At 63.4% G+C, this 16,653-nt stretch carries 17 protein-coding genes; 11 read left to right on the top strand and 6 right to left on the bottom strand.

Going from position 1 to position 16,653, the window contains the following annotated elements; all coding sequences use genetic code 11:
* The 3 genes from G9463_RS07820 to G9463_RS07830 form a co-directional block, all read right to left on the bottom strand.
* On the bottom strand, positions 1 to 1,603 hold a 1,603-nt coding region (locus G9463_RS07820), incomplete at its 3' end, for a hypothetical protein (protein WP_165896402.1).
* 56 nt (positions 1,604 to 1,659) lie between these two features.
* Positions 1,660 to 2,172 (bottom strand): gamma carbonic anhydrase family protein, encoded by a 513-nt coding sequence (locus G9463_RS07825; protein ID WP_165896403.1) that lies wholly within the window; start codon positions 2,170 to 2,172, stop codon positions 1,660 to 1,662.
* 111 nt (positions 2,173 to 2,283) lie between these two features.
* Positions 2,284 to 2,715, bottom strand: coding sequence for a universal stress protein (locus G9463_RS07830; RefSeq protein WP_004963716.1), 432 nt, complete (start codon positions 2,713 to 2,715; stop codon positions 2,284 to 2,286).
* 181 nt (positions 2,716 to 2,896) lie between these two features.
* On the opposite strand from G9463_RS07830, the gene G9463_RS07835 reads away from it, so the two are divergent.
* The 5 genes from G9463_RS07835 (at position 2,897) to G9463_RS07855 (ending at position 9,571) form a co-directional block, all read left to right on the top strand.
* Positions 2,897 to 3,463 carry an HTH domain-containing protein gene (locus G9463_RS07835; protein WP_004963715.1) on the top strand — a complete coding sequence of 189 codons (567 nt, stop codon included), beginning with the start codon at positions 2,897 to 2,899 and terminating at the stop codon, positions 3,461 to 3,463.
* Positions 3,464 to 3,521: 58 nt separating this feature from the next.
* A complete protein-coding gene (gene thrS / locus G9463_RS07840) occupies positions 3,522 to 5,450 on the top strand; it encodes a threonine--tRNA ligase (protein ID WP_007189028.1) in 1,929 nt (642 codons plus the stop codon).
* Positions 5,451 to 5,544: 94 nt separating this feature from the next.
* On the top strand, positions 5,545 to 6,585 hold the full coding sequence (locus G9463_RS07845; RefSeq protein ID WP_004963711.1) for a hypothetical protein: 1,041 nt from the start codon (positions 5,545 to 5,547) through the stop codon (positions 6,583 to 6,585).
* A 49-nt stretch (positions 6,586 to 6,634) separates the two neighbouring features.
* A complete protein-coding gene (locus G9463_RS07850) occupies positions 6,635 to 7,537 on the top strand; it encodes a diacylglycerol kinase family protein (RefSeq protein ID WP_193569565.1) in 903 nt (300 codons plus the stop codon).
* A gap of 105 nt (positions 7,538 to 7,642) precedes the next feature.
* On the top strand, positions 7,643 to 9,571 hold the full coding sequence (locus G9463_RS07855; RefSeq protein WP_165896405.1) for an SLC13 family permease: 1,929 nt from the start codon (positions 7,643 to 7,645) through the stop codon (positions 9,569 to 9,571).
* A gap of 19 nt (positions 9,572 to 9,590) precedes the next feature.
* Here the strand turns inward: G9463_RS07855 and G9463_RS07860 are convergent, their stop codons facing one another.
* Entirely contained in the window at positions 9,591 to 10,433 is an 843-nt protein-coding gene (locus G9463_RS07860; RefSeq protein ID WP_007189024.1) for a PspA/IM30 family protein, read from the bottom strand.
* A 60-nt stretch (positions 10,434 to 10,493) separates the two neighbouring features.
* Between G9463_RS07860 and G9463_RS07865 the strand changes: the two genes are divergently transcribed.
* The 6 genes from G9463_RS07865 (at position 10,494) to G9463_RS07890 (ending at position 14,617) form a co-directional block, all read left to right on the top strand.
* A complete protein-coding gene (locus G9463_RS07865; RefSeq protein WP_165896406.1) occupies positions 10,494 to 11,087 on the top strand; it encodes an alpha/beta hydrolase in 594 nt (197 codons plus the stop codon).
* A gap of 134 nt (positions 11,088 to 11,221) precedes the next feature.
* Positions 11,222 to 11,395 (top strand): hypothetical protein, encoded by a 174-nt coding sequence (locus G9463_RS07870; protein WP_004963694.1) that lies wholly within the window; start codon positions 11,222 to 11,224, stop codon positions 11,393 to 11,395.
* Positions 11,396 to 11,461: 66 nt separating this feature from the next.
* A complete protein-coding gene (locus G9463_RS07875) occupies positions 11,462 to 11,653 on the top strand; it encodes a hypothetical protein (RefSeq protein WP_011224820.1) in 192 nt (63 codons plus the stop codon).
* Positions 11,654 to 11,730: 77 nt separating this feature from the next.
* Complete coding sequence (locus tag G9463_RS07880; protein ID WP_004963688.1) at positions 11,731 to 13,392, top strand: CTP synthase; 1,662 nt, start codon at positions 11,731 to 11,733, stop codon at positions 13,390 to 13,392.
* Entirely contained in the window at positions 13,392 to 14,309 is a 918-nt protein-coding gene (gene guaA / locus G9463_RS07885) for a glutamine-hydrolyzing GMP synthase (RefSeq protein WP_165896407.1), read from the top strand. Before G9463_RS07880 ends, guaA begins: the two co-directional genes overlap by 1 nt.
* Positions 14,306 to 14,617, top strand: a complete 312-nt coding sequence (locus G9463_RS07890; protein ID WP_004963681.1) for an NAD-binding protein — start codon at positions 14,306 to 14,308, stop codon at positions 14,615 to 14,617. The genes guaA and G9463_RS07890 overlap by 4 nt, the downstream gene beginning before the upstream one ends.
* Positions 14,618 to 14,640: 23 nt before the next feature.
* Here G9463_RS07890 and G9463_RS07895 read toward each other — a convergent pair whose 3' ends face one another.
* Positions 14,641 to 15,315, bottom strand: a complete 675-nt coding sequence (locus tag G9463_RS07895) for an MBL fold metallo-hydrolase (RefSeq protein WP_165896408.1) — start codon at positions 15,313 to 15,315, stop codon at positions 14,641 to 14,643.
* A 69-nt stretch (positions 15,316 to 15,384) separates the two neighbouring features.
* The gene (locus tag G9463_RS07900; protein ID WP_370457897.1) at positions 15,385 to 16,497 is read right to left on the bottom strand and encodes a glutamate-cysteine ligase family protein; all 1,113 of its coding nucleotides are present in this window, start codon (positions 16,495 to 16,497) and stop codon (positions 15,385 to 15,387) included.
* Positions 16,498 to 16,653 lie beyond the last annotated feature (156 nt).

A 16,653-nucleotide genomic window follows, 5' to 3' on the forward strand; every position in this document is an offset into this window, starting at 1 on the left:
GCCGGGCCTCCTGCCAGGGCAGTTCCGCAACAGGGTGGTCGGCGACGACAAGGCCGCGGATGAGGCCGACAGTCAGCGCCTGTAGTCCGATCATGTCCTTGGCGTGGGGCTGGGTCGGGAGCGGGCGATACTCGATGCGGAGCGACTTTTCAGTGCTTGCCCCGTCGACGGGGGCTCCGCCGACGACACAGCGGAGCCAGCGCCAGTAGGTCCCACGCTTGTGGTCGAACTCCCAGAAATCGTCTTCGAATTCTGTCCGGTCGTCATCGTGCAGGAATTCCCGCAGGAACGGCGCGAACAGGTCGTCGTCGACGACGCGACCGACGACATCCGTCGTGTCGTCGAGGTCTTGCGGGACTCGGACCTTTGGGTTCTCACTGGTGTTGACCGACTGTTCGAAGGCCGCGATACGGAGTTCGTGATGGGTGGTCTCACAGAGCCACTCGCCGTCGGTGTCACCGTACATCTCGGCGGGGAGGAACGGCGAGTTCACCGATAGCGCGAGCAGTGGCCCGAGCGTCCGTATCGCGGCGTTGTAGTACTCGGGGAACGCCGCGGCGTCCGGAATCTGGAGGTGTGGCTGGATCGAGGTGGCCAGCGACTCGAACAGAATCGTCGGGAACGACCCGCTGTATCCCGGCACGTCGAAGTCGATGCTGCCGCCAGCGTGGTCCAGCGCTTCGTTGTCTAGTGCCACGTATCTGGGAGCCTGCCGCATGTTGTCCGCGAGGACGACCCCGTCGTTCATCTCGTGCGCCGAGAGATACTCTTTGCTGCCTTCCTCGGGCGGAATGGTCCACATCGCGTCAAGGACGAGTTCGCAGTTGTGTTTGCTCGCCTGCTGGCGGGCCTGTTTCGTCTGCATCTCTACTGCCGTCGTCTGGACCTCCATTCCGGTCTGGTCGAAGCTGTTCGGTTTGGTGTTGACTTCGGCGTTGTGCAGACCCAGTTCCTTGTTGGCCTCGCCCTCGAACACCACGTCGGGCAGGCGGGTCAGTCGCCCTTCCCAGTCTTCGGGGTCCATGTACGGCTCGTCGTCTTCTTCCTCGACCGACGACTCAACGGCCGACTCGGCCTCGTTTTCGGGTGTCTCAGGTTCGTCGTCGGCCAGCGGGCTGTCCGGGTCGATGTCGAGCGACGGCCCCTCCCCGGGACCAAACGCGTCGTCGGACTCGTCAGCGGCGTCGCCGGTGTCTTGATCCAGTGACTCATCTCCAGCGGGTTCCAGCGGATCGCCCTCGTCTGGCTCCAGCGACGCCCCGCCGCCGTTTGGCTCCAGTGATGCGCCACCGCCGCTTTCGGGCTCCGCCGGCGCGTCGAGCGACCCGCTCCAGGCAGCCTCGCTCGATCCGCTCAGGTCGTCGTCGAGGTCCTCTTCGGTGGCTTCCTCGCTGTCTTCCGCATCGTCCGGTTCGGGCGGGTCCGGCTCGGCGTTGATGGCGTACAGCTCGATCTCCAGACCGACGGAGAACGCTTCGTTGTCGAACTCCCCGGATTCGATGGCTCTTCGGAGCTGCATCGCCTGTTCGTCGACCCGCTCAGTGAACGCCGCGGCAGTCTCGTCAGCGAGCGACCGGGTCACCAGGTCGACGATATCGTCCATGCACGGTACTGTGTGTGTTCTTCCATTATAAGTGACCCGTCGTGTCCGGCGTGACGTTACTCGAAGAGATCCTCGTGGCGAGCCGCGAGGTTGGCGTAATCGCCGGAGCTGAACGCTTCGAACACTTCGTTGGGGTCGATCGTGGTCTCGGACAGCGGCGTCACTGTGGCCGGGCTCCCGCGGACAAAGGACTCCGCGGGCACCTCGTAGCCTGGTGGAACAACCGTCCCCATCGCGACGATAGAGCCCTCGCCGATGGTGGCGTCGCTGACCGTCGAATTGAACCCAACGAGCGCCCCGTCGCGTACATGGGCGTCGTTGAGGACGGCTCCGTGGCCGACCATCACCTTCTCGCCGACGGTCGAGGCGTGGACGATGGCCCCGTCACCGATCGCCGATTCGCGGCCCACCTCGACGGGGGCCACGTCGCCACGCAACACGACACCGGGCCAGACGTTCGCGTTCGGGCCGATGGTGACATCACCCACCAGTGTCGCCTCGCGGCTGACGTGGGCGTATCCGTGGATATCTGGCGTGGCTCCTTCGAAGGCGTACTCTCGGTTGTCCATACTGCCACCATCGTGTCGGCGGCTCGAAAAGATACCGGTCAGAACGGGGTGCTACCGGTAGTATAGCTGCTATCGAGCACGTCCGTCCCGCAACCGCCAGCGACACCTGAGCTATTCGATGTGGACGACGAGAACGGGGACGGGCGCGCTCTGGACGACCCGCTCGGTGACGCTCCCGAGATTTGCGACCCGGTCTCGTCCGGTTCGGCCGTGGGTCCCCATCACGATGACATCAATGTCTTCCTCCTCGGCGTAGTCGGTGATTGTCTTGTGGGGAATCCCTTCTGCCATGGTCGTGACGACTTCGACGCCGGCTTCCTCGCCGCCGACCACGATGTCGTCAAGCGCGACATCTCCCTCTTCCTCCAGCGACTGACGCACCTCGTCTTGATTGGCCTTGTCGGCCGCGACGTAGAGCCGCCTGTCCACGACGTACAGTCCATGGAGAGTCGCGTCGTTGTCACGCGCGATCGAGGTGGCGTGTGCGAGCGTCTCTGTCGTTCCCGAACTGCCGTCTGTGGCCACGAGCACCGAATCGTACATATCCGGCTTCTCATGCGAACCGTGCCCACATAGTACTCCCTATCACGCTGACACGGCCCGTGGCTGTCCAACCGACGGTGTAACCGTCGATTCAGTTTCCGTCGTTCAGTGTATAACTGTTCTAACCATTATTTGTCAACAGGAATACTTTTGCCAGTCCCTGCGCATTAATTTCTATACGATGCAGGGGAGCACGCAGCCAGATGATACACGGGCAGAACTGTACGTTCGTTCACTGCTGCCCGACGGGCACACGCAGCAACAGGCTGCGGTTATCGACCGAATTAAGCGGTTGTCGGACACTGATGTTTTGTCGGACTTTAGCGTTCAGGTCATTGGTCGGCAGATACCGTCCACACCAGCGGAGGCACGGACCGAACTGGGACTCTTCGCACTCAACCGGGTGAGCGTCTTTCAGGAATGGGCAAAACGCAACAAATGTTCACTCGAACCTGCGTTTCAGGTCCGGTCGGTTGACTCTGAGATGTCGGGGGAGCAGTACCGGGCGATCGTGTTCCCGGTCCAACTATTAGCCGAGTACACCGGGTCGGAACTCAGGTGCGTGACGCCGCATACGGCCGACGGGGAGACTGTCACTGTCATGGACCGGCTTACCATGCTTGAAGGCGAGGAAGAACTGGCGCTCTCATCGCTGGAGCGGGCAAGCGCAGCACGGCCACCGGCCCAGTCTGACCTGCCGGCGGCCGACACTGTCGATGAGGATTCGGACCCGCCGTTGCCAGAGTAACACCAGCGTCGCCCGCGTCTCAATACACTTATCCCCGGCCGCCGTCGTATCCTCGGATATGAGCACGGTCACGGTCACGCTGCCCGACGGGACCCCACTAGAGGTCGAACGCGGCAGCACGGTCGAGGATGTCGCCTACGAAATCGGGCCAGGGCTGGGTGACGACACGGTCGCCGGCGTTGTCGACGGCGAACTTGTCGACAAACACGCGCCGTTGACAGCGGACGTCGAACTCGAAATCGTCACCGAGAGCAGTGACGAGTATCTCGATGTGCTTCGTCACTCCGCTGCCCACGTCTTCGCACAGGCCCTGCAGCGCCTTTACTCCGACGCGAAGCTCACAATCGGGCCGTGGACCGACAACGGGTTCTACTACGACATCACCGGCGTCGACATCGACGAGGACGACCTCGAAGCCATCGAGGCCGAAGCCGAGGAGATCATCGAGGAGGACCTCGACATCGAACGCGAACTTGTCGACCGCGACGACGCCTTCGAGCGCTACGAGGACAATCAGTTCAAACAGGACATCCTCGAAACTGAGGCCGCGGACGACGAGGAGGTCTCTTTCTACACCCAGGGCGAGTTCGAGGACCTCTGTCAGGGCCCCCACGTCGAATCGACCGGCGAAATCGGCGGCTTCGCGCTGCTTGAAATCTCGGCGGCCTTCTGGCGCGGCGAGGAAGAGAACGAGACGCTGACTCGTGTGTACGGAACCGCCTTCCCGACGGAGGACGCGCTCGATGAGTTCCTCGAACAGCGCCGCAAGGCCGAGGAGCGCGACCACCGCAAGATCGGCCAGGAGATGGACCTGTTCTCCATCGACGAGACGACCGGGCCGGGCCTGCCGCTGTACGAACCCAACGGCAAGAAGATCCTCAACGAACTCTCGGACTATGTTGCCGGCCTCAACCGTGACGCCGGCTACGACGAGGTCGAGACGCCCCACGTCTTCCGCACCGAACTCTGGAAGAAGTCGGGCCACTACGAGAACTACGTTGACGACATGTTCCTGCTCGATGTCAACGACGAGGAGTACGGCCTGAAGCCGATGAACTGTCCCGGCCACGCCACCATCTTCGAGCAGAATTCCTGGAGCTACCGGGACCTACCGGTGCGGTACTTCGAGGACGGGAAGGTGTACCGCAAAGAGCAGCGCGGCGAACTCTCCGGGCTCTCCCGGACCTGGGCCTTCACCATCGACGACGGCCACCTGTTCGTCCGCCCGGACCAGATTGAGGAGGAAGTGCTGGCGACGGTCGACATCATCCTCGATACGCTTGACACCTTCAATCTCGACTACACCGTCCAGTTCGCCACCCGGCCCGAGAAGTCCGTCGGCGGCGACGAGATCTGGGAGAAAGCCGAATCCCAGCTTGAATCTGTCCTTGAGGAGCAGGACATCGACTACGTCGTTGAGGAGGGCGACGGTGCCTTCTACGGCCCGAAGATCGACTTTGCCTTCGAGGACGCGCTCGGTCGCCACTGGGACGGCCCGACCGTCCAACTGGACTTCAATATGCCCGAGCGGTTCGACCTCTCCTACACCGGTGAGGACAACGAGGAGCACCGCCCGGTGATGATCCACCGCGCGCTGTATGGCTCCTACGAGCGGTTCTTCATGGTGCTGACCGAGCACTACAACGGGAAGTTCCCGCCGTGGCTCGCCCCCGAACAGATCCGTCTGCTGCCAGTCAGCGACGACAACATCGCCTACTGCGAGGAGATTCAGGATGAACTCGATGACTTCCGGGTCACTATCGAGGACCGTTCCTGGACTGTCGGCAAGAAGATTCAGCAGGCCCACGACGACCGCGTTCCCTACATGTGTGTCATCGGCGACAACGAGGAGGAAGCGGGGACCATCTCGGTTCGTGACCGCAAGGAACGCGAAGAGAAAGACATCGACATCGCCGAGTTCCGCGACCACCTCGAAACTGAGGTCGAGCAGCAACGAACCGCTGTGACGTTCCTCGCCGGCCGATAGCCGCTGTTCGCTCGGCTGATCCTTGCTGCCGATGTACTGACTCCCGGAATAGCTCGGGCGCGTTCTTTTAACCCCGGCGGGCGAGCCGGCCTGTATGACAACTGACAGCGGTGAGTCGAGTGACACCATGCGGGGGCGCGCCGCGGGGGACACGCGACTCCTCTGGTTCCTCCTTGATGCGGACCGCTGGCTCGTTACCGCCCTCCTCTCCGGTGTCCTGCTCTGTGGGATTCTCGTCGTCGGGCTCTTGCATCCGAAACCGGCCATGACGTTGCTGACTCGCGGTGACCCGGTCGAAACGCTGTTTCAGGCGCTGATTACGGGGACCATAACCGCAGTAACACTGGTCCTGACACTGAACCAGCTCGTCCTCTCACAGGAACTCGGTGCGGTGGGTGATCAGCGCGAACGGATGAACGGGTCGATGCAGTTCCGCGCCGACGTTGCTGACGCCGTCGACACGCCAGTCAGTCCGGCAGAGCCCTCGGCGTTCCTCCGGTCGCTGGTTCGCGGGACCACCGAACGGGCCGAGAACACCCAGAACGCTGTCGACGAGACGGCACTCGATGACGACCTGACGGCGTTGCTGTCGAACTATCTGGAGGATGTGCGAACAAACGCCGACAGCGTTACCGACCAGCTTGAGGGCGGGACCTTCGGCGAGTTCGATGTCGTCAAGGCCGCGCTGAACTACAACTACTCCTGGAAGCTGTATGCCGGTCGACGTATCCGTGAAGCGTACGCCGACGAACTCACTGACGAGATCGACGACTCGCTTGCGGAACTCGTCGAGACGCTCGAACTGTTCGGCCCGGCCCGGGAACACTTCAAGACGCTGTATTTCCAGTGGGAACTGTCCGACCTCTCCCGGACACTGCTCTACGTCGCCATCCCGGCGCTTACCGTCGCAATCACCTCGTTGTTGTTCCTCGATGTGCAGGATTTCGTCGGCGTCACAGCCGGCGTCCCCGACGCGTTGTGGCTCCTCGCCGTGACGACGACAGCATCCCTGCTTCCGTTCACAGTCCTGATATCGTACATCCTCCGTATTGTCACGATAACCAAACGAACGCTCGCAATCGGCCCGTTCATTCTCCGCGAGACGAACCGGAGTGTCGACGTCGACTGGGAGTGACGCCGGCACATCACCACGGTATAAGTGCCGGTCCGGACTCGCTATGATTATGCAGATTGGTTCGCGTCGGTGTATCCTCAACCCCGTCAGCGGCGACGGCGAGCACGCCGACTACGTTCCGCGGCTGATGGAGGCACGCGGGTTCGGGGTGTACGAAACTCAGGCGGCGGGCGACGCGGTCGAACTCGGCCGCGAAGCCGGGCGGGCTGAGGCCTCTGAGGTCGCCGTCTGTGGCGGCGACGGGACGGTGAACGAGGTTGTCCGCGGACTCAACGACGCCGGCCACCTCGACTCGGTGACGCTGAGCGTCATCCCGGCCGGGACGGCAAACCTTCTGGCCGGGAACATCGGCGTCACAGACATCCAACACGGTGTCGAAATCGCCGATATTGGAGCGACGCGACCGGTCGACGTGGGCATCGCCGACGAGGAGCCGTTTCTCGTCTCCTGTATCGCCGGCCTCCCCGCCGACGCCAGCGTTTCGACTCCACGCGACCTCAAAGAGCGGTTCGGCACGCTGGCGTTTCTGCTCACCGGCGCACAGGAGGCGCTTCGTTTCGACGGGCTCGATATCACCATCGCGGCTGTCGGGGAGGATGGACCGTTCACTTGGTCCGGCGAGGCCACCTGCCTGCTGGTGGGCAACGCCCGCAAGTTCGTCGCCGAAGGTGGGCAAGCAAACATGGAAGACGGCCTGCTCGACGTGGCTATCGTTGAACAGATGCCAACAGGGAACCTCGTCGCGGAGGCCATCGGCCAGCGACTACTGGCGCTTGATACCGACGGCGTGACCCACGTTCGAGCGGACGAGATTACTATCGCCGGACACGGCAAGGAACTCACGTTCAGTCGCGACGGCGAACTCAGCACACACGAGACGCTGTCGCTGTCGGTGCGTGAGACCACACTGACGCTGCGAGTCGGGCCGGGCTACGAGCCGGACCCAGTGTGACGAGACGGCGCGACCGACGGGCAGTGGTGAGTGAGCCGCGTCCGCTTGCGAAATTCCCTGACAGCGCCCCGGATGTTTTTATCGCCGTCCGTCGAGGGAACTGGTATGCCCTCGCTCTCGATGGGCGCGCTCGTGGTCTTCGCGCTCGTCGTTGCCGCCCTGACGCTGTTCGTCACCGAGTGGCTCTCGCCTGATATGACGGCCATCGCTGTCCTCGTCGCGCTGGTCGTGCTGGAACCGTACACCGGCGTCCCGGCGCGGACAGCCATCGAAGGGTTCGCCAGCCCGGCGGTGGTTACCATCGTCGCGATGTACATCCTCAGCGCCGGTGTCGAATCGGCCGGCGTTGTCGACTGGCTGGCCGGACGGCTCGCGGCGCTGACGGGCGGCGACGAACGGCGTCTGCTGACCGCCATCGTCGGCACGACGGGCGTCAGCGCGGGCTTCGTCAACAACACGCCGGTTGTCGCCGTTTTCATCCCGCTGGTCACCGGCCTCTCGGAACGGTACGGTATCTCGCCGTCGAACCTGCTGTTGCCGCTTTCCTTCGCAGCGATGCTCGGCGGGACGCTCACGCTGGTCGGCACTGCGACGAACTTACTCGCGAGCGACCTCTCGGCGCAGTTGCTCGGCCGGCCGTTCTCGATGTTCACGCTGACACCTGTCGGTGTCGTCGTCCTCGCTGTCGGCGTGGGCTACCTGCTGACGGTGGGTCGGGCGCTCGTCCCCGAACGGGTCCATCCCGCGGCCGACTTCACTGAGGAGTTCGAGATGGACCGCCATCTGGCGCAGTTACGGGTTCGCGAGGCGTCCCCACTGGTCGGGCTGACGGTTCGAGAAGCGCTCGAAGGCAGCGTCTCCGACGACGCAGTCGAGGCGGTCGTTGACGTGGTCGACGCGGGGGAGTCACTGCCGACCGAGGCCACCGTCGAACAGGTCCTCGCCGTGAGTGGCCCGCTTGACGTCGACGTGCTCCAGATCGACCGCGACGGCGAGTCGTTCTTTGCGACAGCCACCGACCGCCCGCTCGAACCTGGCGACGTGCTGACGGTCCGTGGCAACCGCCAAGCTGTCAACCAACTCGCTCAGACGCTTGACCTTCGGGACCTCGCCCGTGAGTCTGTTACGGCGGACTTGCTGGCGGAAAGCGGGCACCCGGGCGTCCTCGCGGAGGCCGTCATCGACAGGGAGTCGCGGCTCCGCGGGCGAACGCTCGCCGACGTGCAACTCCGCAGTCGATTCGACGTGACGGTCCTCGCTGTCCGCCGCGGCGACGAGGTCATTCACGAGGATCTCACGGCGGTCGAACTGTCCGCTGGCGACTTACTCTTACTCCAGACGCCCCTTGACAAGATGGGGCACCTCCAGGACGAGGGCTACCTGACCCTGACCGAGGGCCCACCGGAGCTGTTCGATGCGCTTGAGGGCGGCCCACCCTCGCTTGACGCCGCTGCGGCGGTCCCGCTTGCGACCCTGCTCGCCGTCATCGCGCTCGCAGCGCTGGACCTGCTGCCCATCTATATTGCCGCGCTGGGTGGCGTCGTCGCCACGGTCGCCACCGGCACACTGAGCGCCTCGAAGGCCTACGACGCTGTGAGCTGGAACGTCGTGTTCCTGCTCGCCGGCCTGCTCCCCCTGGGCCAGGCGATGCAGGCCACCGGCGGAGCCGCGTTCGTCGGCGGGCTCCTTGTCGACGCCGCCGGCGTCCTCCCGCCGCTCGCGCTGCTAGCGCTGGTGTATCTCCTGACTGCTGTCCTCGCCAGCGCCATCACCCCGGCCGCGACCGTCGTGCTGATGATCCCGATTGCCGTCGCCACTGCCACGGAGATCGGCGCTTCTGGGTTCCCGTTCCTCGTCGTCGTGACGTTCGCGGTCGCGACGGCCTTCCTGACACCCATCGGCTACCAGACAAACCTGATGGTGTACGGTCCCGGCGGCTACCGCTTCACTGACTTCGCGCGCGTCGGCGGACCGCTACAGCTGCTTCTGTGTGCCGTGACATCGTTCTCGGTGTCGGTCGTCTGGCCGCTGTAAAAGTCCCGCGTTGCCGGCGTTACTGCTCGTCTTCTTTCAGCTCGTCCAGCTCCGACTCAACCTCGCTCTCGTCGACGTCGACCTGCGTACTCTCGTCGGCGAGTTCCTGTTCCAGTTCGGCTTCGGAGACATCCGCGTCGCTCGACCCACTGTCGCCGTCCTCTGCTTTCCCCATCTCGGCTTTTAGCGTGTCGAGTTCGGCGTCAACTGACCCTTTCTGTCGGACTTCTTCAAGCTCCCGCTCCAGTGAACTCTCGTCCGATATCTGACTTTCGAGGACGCCGTCCTCGCGGAGTTCGTCCATCGCCTGCGAACGGGCTTCCATGTCCTCGGTCCGTTCCTCCGCACGCTCGATAGCCTGATTGATATCCTGCATCTCGTCGCCCGCGCCGGTCATCGCTTCGTTGACGCGCGCCGACGCCTTGGCGGCCTCGTGGCGAGCCTTCATCGTCTCCTTCTTCGTCCGGAACTGCTCGATCTGTTTCTGGAGTTCGTCTTTCTGCTCGACCAGCTGGTCCTGCTGGCTCTGTAAGTCCTGTATCTGGCCTTCCAGGTCCTCGATCTGACTCATCTTCTGCTTTTTCTTTTCCAGCGCCTGGCGGGCGAGGTCTTCGCGGTCCTGCTCGACGGCCTGGCGCGCCTGTTCGTTGTGCTTCTCGACGTTTTCTTCGAGACGGCGCTTCTGTATCTCCAGTCGCTTCTTCTGGGTCGTCAGGTCCGCAATGCCCTGCTTGACGTCCTGCAGTTCGTCACGCAACTGCTCGTAGCTGTAGTCGAGGGTCTCTGTCGGGTCCTCCGCTCGGTTCAGGACGGCGTTGAGCTTGGAGCGGATGACGTACGACGCGCGCGAGAGGATTCCCATGTATGCGCATTGGTCTCTCCAACCTTAAATTTCTTACAGAGGGCTGGCGAGTGAACACGTATGACTACCGTCGGGATACCGGGTGGGCGAGACGTCACCGCGTCGCTTGACCGGCCAGCATCGGACACCGTCATCGTTGCGTGCCCGCCCCACCCGCAGTACGGCGGCTCCCGGTCTGACAGCCGGCTCAAGGCGGTCAGCGACGCGCTGGCCCCCGACATCAGCTGTCTCCGGTTCGACTACGGCGCGTGGGACGAGGGCCGTGGCGAGCGGGCCGACGCCGAGAACGCGCTGGCGTGGGCCGACGAGCGCTACGACGCAGTTGGCCTGTTTGGCTACAGTTTTGGCGCGGCTGTGGCGCTCTGTACGGCCGCTGCACACGACACTGCGGCCGACCCGGCGGCCCTGTCAGTGCTCGCCCCACCGACCGGCGTGACCGCGCATCTCGATGCGGCCACTGCGCTTGACGCCATCGACTGCCCGGTACAGGTCGTGGTCGGGGAGCGCGATGCGACAGTCGACTGGGAACCGGTCGTTGACCGGGCTACCGAGCTGGGCCAGACGGTTGAGCGCCTGCCAGCCGACCACCATTTCGTCGGGCAGAGCGGCCGTATCGGCGAGACGGTTGGGCCGTTTCTCCGCGACCACCTGTAGCTGCTGGGAACTCGGTATTCAGAGTCCGTAGTCGATTCCTGTCGCCGGTTCAGTACCAAGTGAAAGTATAGCTCAGCCCCACACCTGCTGGACAGTATCGAAAGACAGAGGCGCTGTCGGCTCGACCTCATACTATGGACCGTCCGCTCTCGTTCGCTGCCGTGTCGTTTCTCGCCACGCTGGTGACGCTGTTAGTACTGATGCAGACGGCACTCGTCGCGGGCGGGCCGCTCCGGGCACTCGTGCTCGCCTCGGTTGGTGCCATCGGGACGTACTTCGCCATCCGGTCCGGCGTCCTCAAGTCCTGACCGTCGCCGAACCTGCCCACCAATACCGAAGATACATTTATACTATATAACAATAAATAATGTTGTATGTCAACGCGAACCAGAGCGGCGGTGTCTCACTCGACGCGGCACGGCGTCGTCTCGCTTCTGGGGGGGTTCATCGCCGGGTACCTGTTGTTTATCGCCATCGGCTCTAGTCCCAGTGATGCGGTGTTTTCGGCGCTGTCACTTGCCGCGCTCGTAGCTGCGTGGCGCGTCCTCACGCAGCCCTCACTGTAGCCGCGTTGACACTGCGACGGGGTGGCGAACAGTGCGCGCTCCGAAACCGTTTAGACTACGCGGGGTTCACCGTCGGTATGCCGACCGAACCCGAAACGGACTACGACCCGGAACTGGGTCGGAAGTTCATCTTCGTCACCGGTGGCGTGATGTCTGGCCTGGGGAAAGGCATCACTGCCGCCAGTACAGGTAGATTACTCAAAAACGCCGGGTTCGACGTTACAGCGGTCAAGATTGACCCGTATCTGAACGTCGACGCCGGTACGATGAATCCCTTCCAGCACGGCGAGGTGTACGTGCTCAAAGACGGCGGGGAGGTCGACCTCGACCTGGGGAACTACGAGCGGTTCCTCGACATCGACATGACCTTCGACCACAACGTCACCACGGGGAAGACTTACCAGCACGTCATCGAGAAGGAGCGGTCCGGCGACTACCTCGGTCGCACGGTCCAGATTATCCCGCATATCACCGACGACATCAAGCGCCGTATCCGCGAGGCCGCCGAAGGCAACGACGTCTGTATCATCGAAGTCGGCGGCACGGTCGGGGACATCGAAGGGATGCCGTATCTCGAAGCGCTCCGGCAGTTCGCCCACGAAGAGGACGAGGACGATATTCTCTTTACCCACGTCACGCTCGTCCCATACTCGAAAAACGGCGAGCAAAAGACCAAGCCGACCCAACACTCCGTGAAGGAACTGCGCTCTATCGGTCTTCAGCCCGACATTCTGGTCGGCCGCTGCTCGGACAAACTCGATATCGACACCAAGGAGAAGATCGGGTTGTTCTGTGACGTGCCGACGGAAGCCGTCTTCTCGAACCCCGATGTCGACGACATCTACCATGTCCCGCTGATGGTTGAGGAGGAAGGACTCGACCAGTACGTGATGGAAGAACTCGACATCGCCTCGGAGGCACTGCCCGAAGACGAGCGGGAGAACCGCTGGCGCGACCTCGTCACCCAGAACACAGAGGGCGAGGTCGAAGTCGCGCTCGTCGGCAAGTACGACCTCGAAGACGCCTACATGTCCGTCCACGAGGCGCTGAAACACGCCGGCCTTGAGAAAAACGTCGACGTGAACGTCCGGTGGGTCAACTCCGAGAAGATGAATGACCACCACGCAGACCGGATGCGCGAGGCCGACGCCATCGTCGTGCCGGGCGGCTTCGGTGCCCGCGGCACGGAGGGCAAAATCGAGGCGATCCGGTACGCCCGCGAGAATGACATTCCGTTCCTCGGCCTGTGTCTCGGCTTTCAGATGGCTGTTGTCGAGTACGCCCGCAACGTACTGGACCTTGACGATGCCCACTCGGCGGAACTGGAGGAAGATACGCCACATCCCGTCATCGACATCCTCCCCGAGCAGTACGAGATCGAGGACATGGGCGGGACGATGCGGCTGGGTGCCCATGAAACTGAAATCAACGCGAACACGCTCGCCGCGACGCTGTACGGCGGCGAGTCCTGTACCGAACGGCACCGCCACCGATACGAGGTTAACCCCGAGTACATCGACGACCTCGAAGCCGCTGGGCTGAAGTTCTCCGGCCGCGCCGGGAATCGTATGGAGATACTCGAACTCGGACCCGAGGACCACCCGTACTTCATCGGGACGCAGTTCCATCCGGAGTTCCGCTCCCGACCGACGCGTGCCAGCCCGCCGTTTGTCGGACTGCTCGAAGCGGTCCTCGGCGACGACCCCCACACTGCGACGACTGAGGAGGTGAGCCACTGATGGTGAACGTTGACGAGTTCATTGAGGAGGCGAAAGCCGAAATCGCCGAGGAGATCGGGGACAAGCACGCCGTCATCGGACTCTCTGGCGGTGTCGACTCCTCGACGGCCGCCGCGCTGGCCTACGAGGCTATCGACGACCAGCTCACCGCCGTGTACGTCGACACCGGGCTGATGCGGAAAGGCGAGACCGACGAGATCCGCGAGACGTTCGATTACATGGACTCGCTGCGCATCGTCGAGGCGCAGGACCGCTTCCTCGACGAACTCGAAGGCGAGACCGACCCCGAGGAGAAGCGCCATATCATCGGCGAGCAGTTCATCCGGGAGTTTGAGACGGTCGCCCGCGAGGTCGACGCCGACTACCTCGTTCAGGGAACCATCTACCCGGACCGCATCGAGAGTGAGGGGACCATCAAGTCCCACCACAACGTCGGTGGTCTCCCCGAGCGCATCGACTTCGACGGCATTGTCGAGCCGATGCGGGACCTCTACAAGGACGAGGTCCGCGAGGTCGCCCGCGCGCTTGACCTCGAAGAGATCATCTCTGAACGGATGCCGTTCCCCGGTCCCGGGCTTGCCGTCCGAATCATCGGGGAAGTGACCGAGGAGAAACTGGCGGTGGCCCGCGAGGCCAACCACGTCGTCGAAGAGGAACTGGAGGAGTACGAGCCGTGGCAGGCGCTCGCTGCCGTCATCGGCAAAGCGACGGGTGTCAAAGGCGATAACCGCGTCCACGGCTGGGTCGTCGCCGTCCGCTCCGTTGAGAGCCGGGACGGCATGACTGCCCGCGCACAGGAACTCGACTGGGACACGCTCCAGCGTATGCAGTCGCGCATCACCGGGGCCCACGAGAACGTCGCCCGCGTCGTCTACGACGTGACCCACAAACCGCCGGCGACAATCGAGTACGAATGAACGTCGTTCTCGTCGGTACAGACCCCAACGGACTCACGGACGCGCTCGAAGCTGAAGGACACACCGTGACGGTTGCCGATGTCGGTAACCGGCCCGGGCTGGAAGAGGCCGGCATCCACGAGGCGGACGTATACCTGCTGACCGAGATGTCACAGGCGACCTCCATCGCCGTTGCCAAGGACCTCAACCCCGACCTCCGGGTGGTCGTCTACGCAGAGGGCTCCCTGCCCGACTTCGCCAGCCGACAGACGGACCTCGTCGTCGACCCGGACTTGCTCGGCTCCGACGCGGTCGCCGAGGAACTGTAGCACAGTCCCACGCCGGCTTTCTCTTACAACGTCGCCGCAAGTCGGGCCAGTCGCTCAGAGCCGTTTTTCTCGAATGGAACGCCGTGGCCCGGGACGGCGATGTCAAAGTCAGGCGCACGCTCGGCGAACTCACTGATACTCCGGGTGACGGCGTCGGTATCGTAACTCAACAGCCACGGCGAAGGTTCGAAGCGGCCGCTGTCCTCACGGACGAGGTCACCCAGCAGTCCCAGTGACAGCGACTCGCTGACGTAGCAGACGTGCCCCGGCGTGTGACCGGGGGTGTGATAGGTGGTGAAACTCCCGACGGTATCGCCGTCGGCCAGGGGGACAACGTCGTTGTCCGGCGCGTCGACGAACGGTGAGACGAGTCGCTGGAACGCACCCTTGTGGTTTCCCAGCGGCGGCGACCGCTCACCGGTGACCAGCGGCGCGTCCCGCTTGCCGACGTAGATGGGCACGTCGATGCCGTCGAAGGCGGTCAGTCCGCCGACGTGGTCGAGATCGAAGTGTGTAAGCAGAATGCGGTCCAGATCCCGGAGCTCGTAGCCGGCATTGCTCAGGCCGGCGATGAGTTCGTTGCCGTGCCAGGGCAGCCCCGTGTCCACGAGCGTGAGTGCGCCGTCGTCGTCGACGAGCGTCGCGTTGACGCCCGTGAGACCGTACCACCAGATATCATCGGCGAGCGCCGTCACCATAGCGCGGGGTTGGTGCGGCGATTCCTAAACCCTTGGTCACTGCTCCGTTTCGGTGAGCCGGCTCCGGTTCTAATCGAGTGCGACCGGCGCAGCCTGTCGCACATCGTCCTGCAGCCGGTCGGCGTGGTCGAGCCGAATCTCGCGGGCATCACGGGGTGTGACCGGTTCTGGTCTGTCGAACGTCGGCGCGACCGGTTCGTACGCGTCCACGTCGAATCCCATCCGGTCGAGATACGACCCAACGCTATCGCAGGTGGCCCCGTCCCGGATAGCGTCGTTCGCGTATGCAAGGACAGCGTCGAACTCCGGGAGCACGATTTTGTCGTCGGTAACGCGGCCCGTCTCACCCTCGATACGCACCTCGGTTCCCCTGAGGTGGTCCATGAGAGACGCTACGGCGTCGGCGAGTTGCAGGACCTGACTCGGGAGTGCAGCGTCGGGCGACCGCCACTCGACGGTGCCGAACTCGGCCCGAAGCTGGACTGGCGTCCAGATAGCGCTTTCGGGCTCGAAGTTCGCTGCGACAGTCCGGCGGTCGACACCAGCGTCGACAGCCGCGGTCACAAACTCATCGTAGCGCCGTTCGAGCCGGCGGTCCCACTCCGCAGTGTCGTTGAGATACGACCACAGCCAGCCCTGGTGTGGCACCGAGTTGTACGCCATCCAGCGGTACAGTTTCGAGCGCGCACTGTCGGCCAGCCGCCGGCCGCGGAAATACGGCGAGGACGAGACGAGCGCTAGCGCGGGGTCAATGGCAATCAGCGTATTCAACTGGTCGATTTCCCGCCCCGACTGCTGTTCGATGTGGATGTGCGTGCCGGCACAGTGGCGGACGTACTCGAAATCATCGCCGACGACACAGTTTTGAATCCGGGTCCGGTCGCACGGAATCTCCTGAATCTCGTCAGCGTTGACTGGGGTCGAAAGCGGCACGAGCCGTTTCCCGAGGTCGTCGGCCCGCCGCAGCACGGCTCCGAGCCGGTCGAGCAGTTCTTCGTGCAGTTCTGTCGCTGTCTCGCACGGCGTCGTCTTGACCTCCAGCAGGGGTTCGACGAACTCTCGCTCCGCCCCTGGGGTTGCGTTGACGAGCGCCCCCGGTTCGACCAGCCGGCCCGCGTCGTCGATGACCCAGTACTCCACTTCGATGCTTCGTCGTATCGGTTCAGATTCGTGTACTGACACAGTGGCCTCGCTGTGAGTTCAGCGGTGTGTTCCCGCGCCGGGATTCAGTGGTAACACACCACACGAAAGCTGCGACCAGATGGTTAATGATAGTTGTGTGATTAGTAATATTTGCCACATCAAGCGCCACGGTTGCGGGGATAACCGGTATAAAAT

Origin of the sequence: Haloarcula sp. JP-Z28, assembly GCF_011440255.1 — an archaeon.
Taxonomy (GTDB): Archaea; Halobacteriota; Halobacteria; order Halobacteriales; family Haloarculaceae; genus Haloarcula; species Haloarcula marismortui.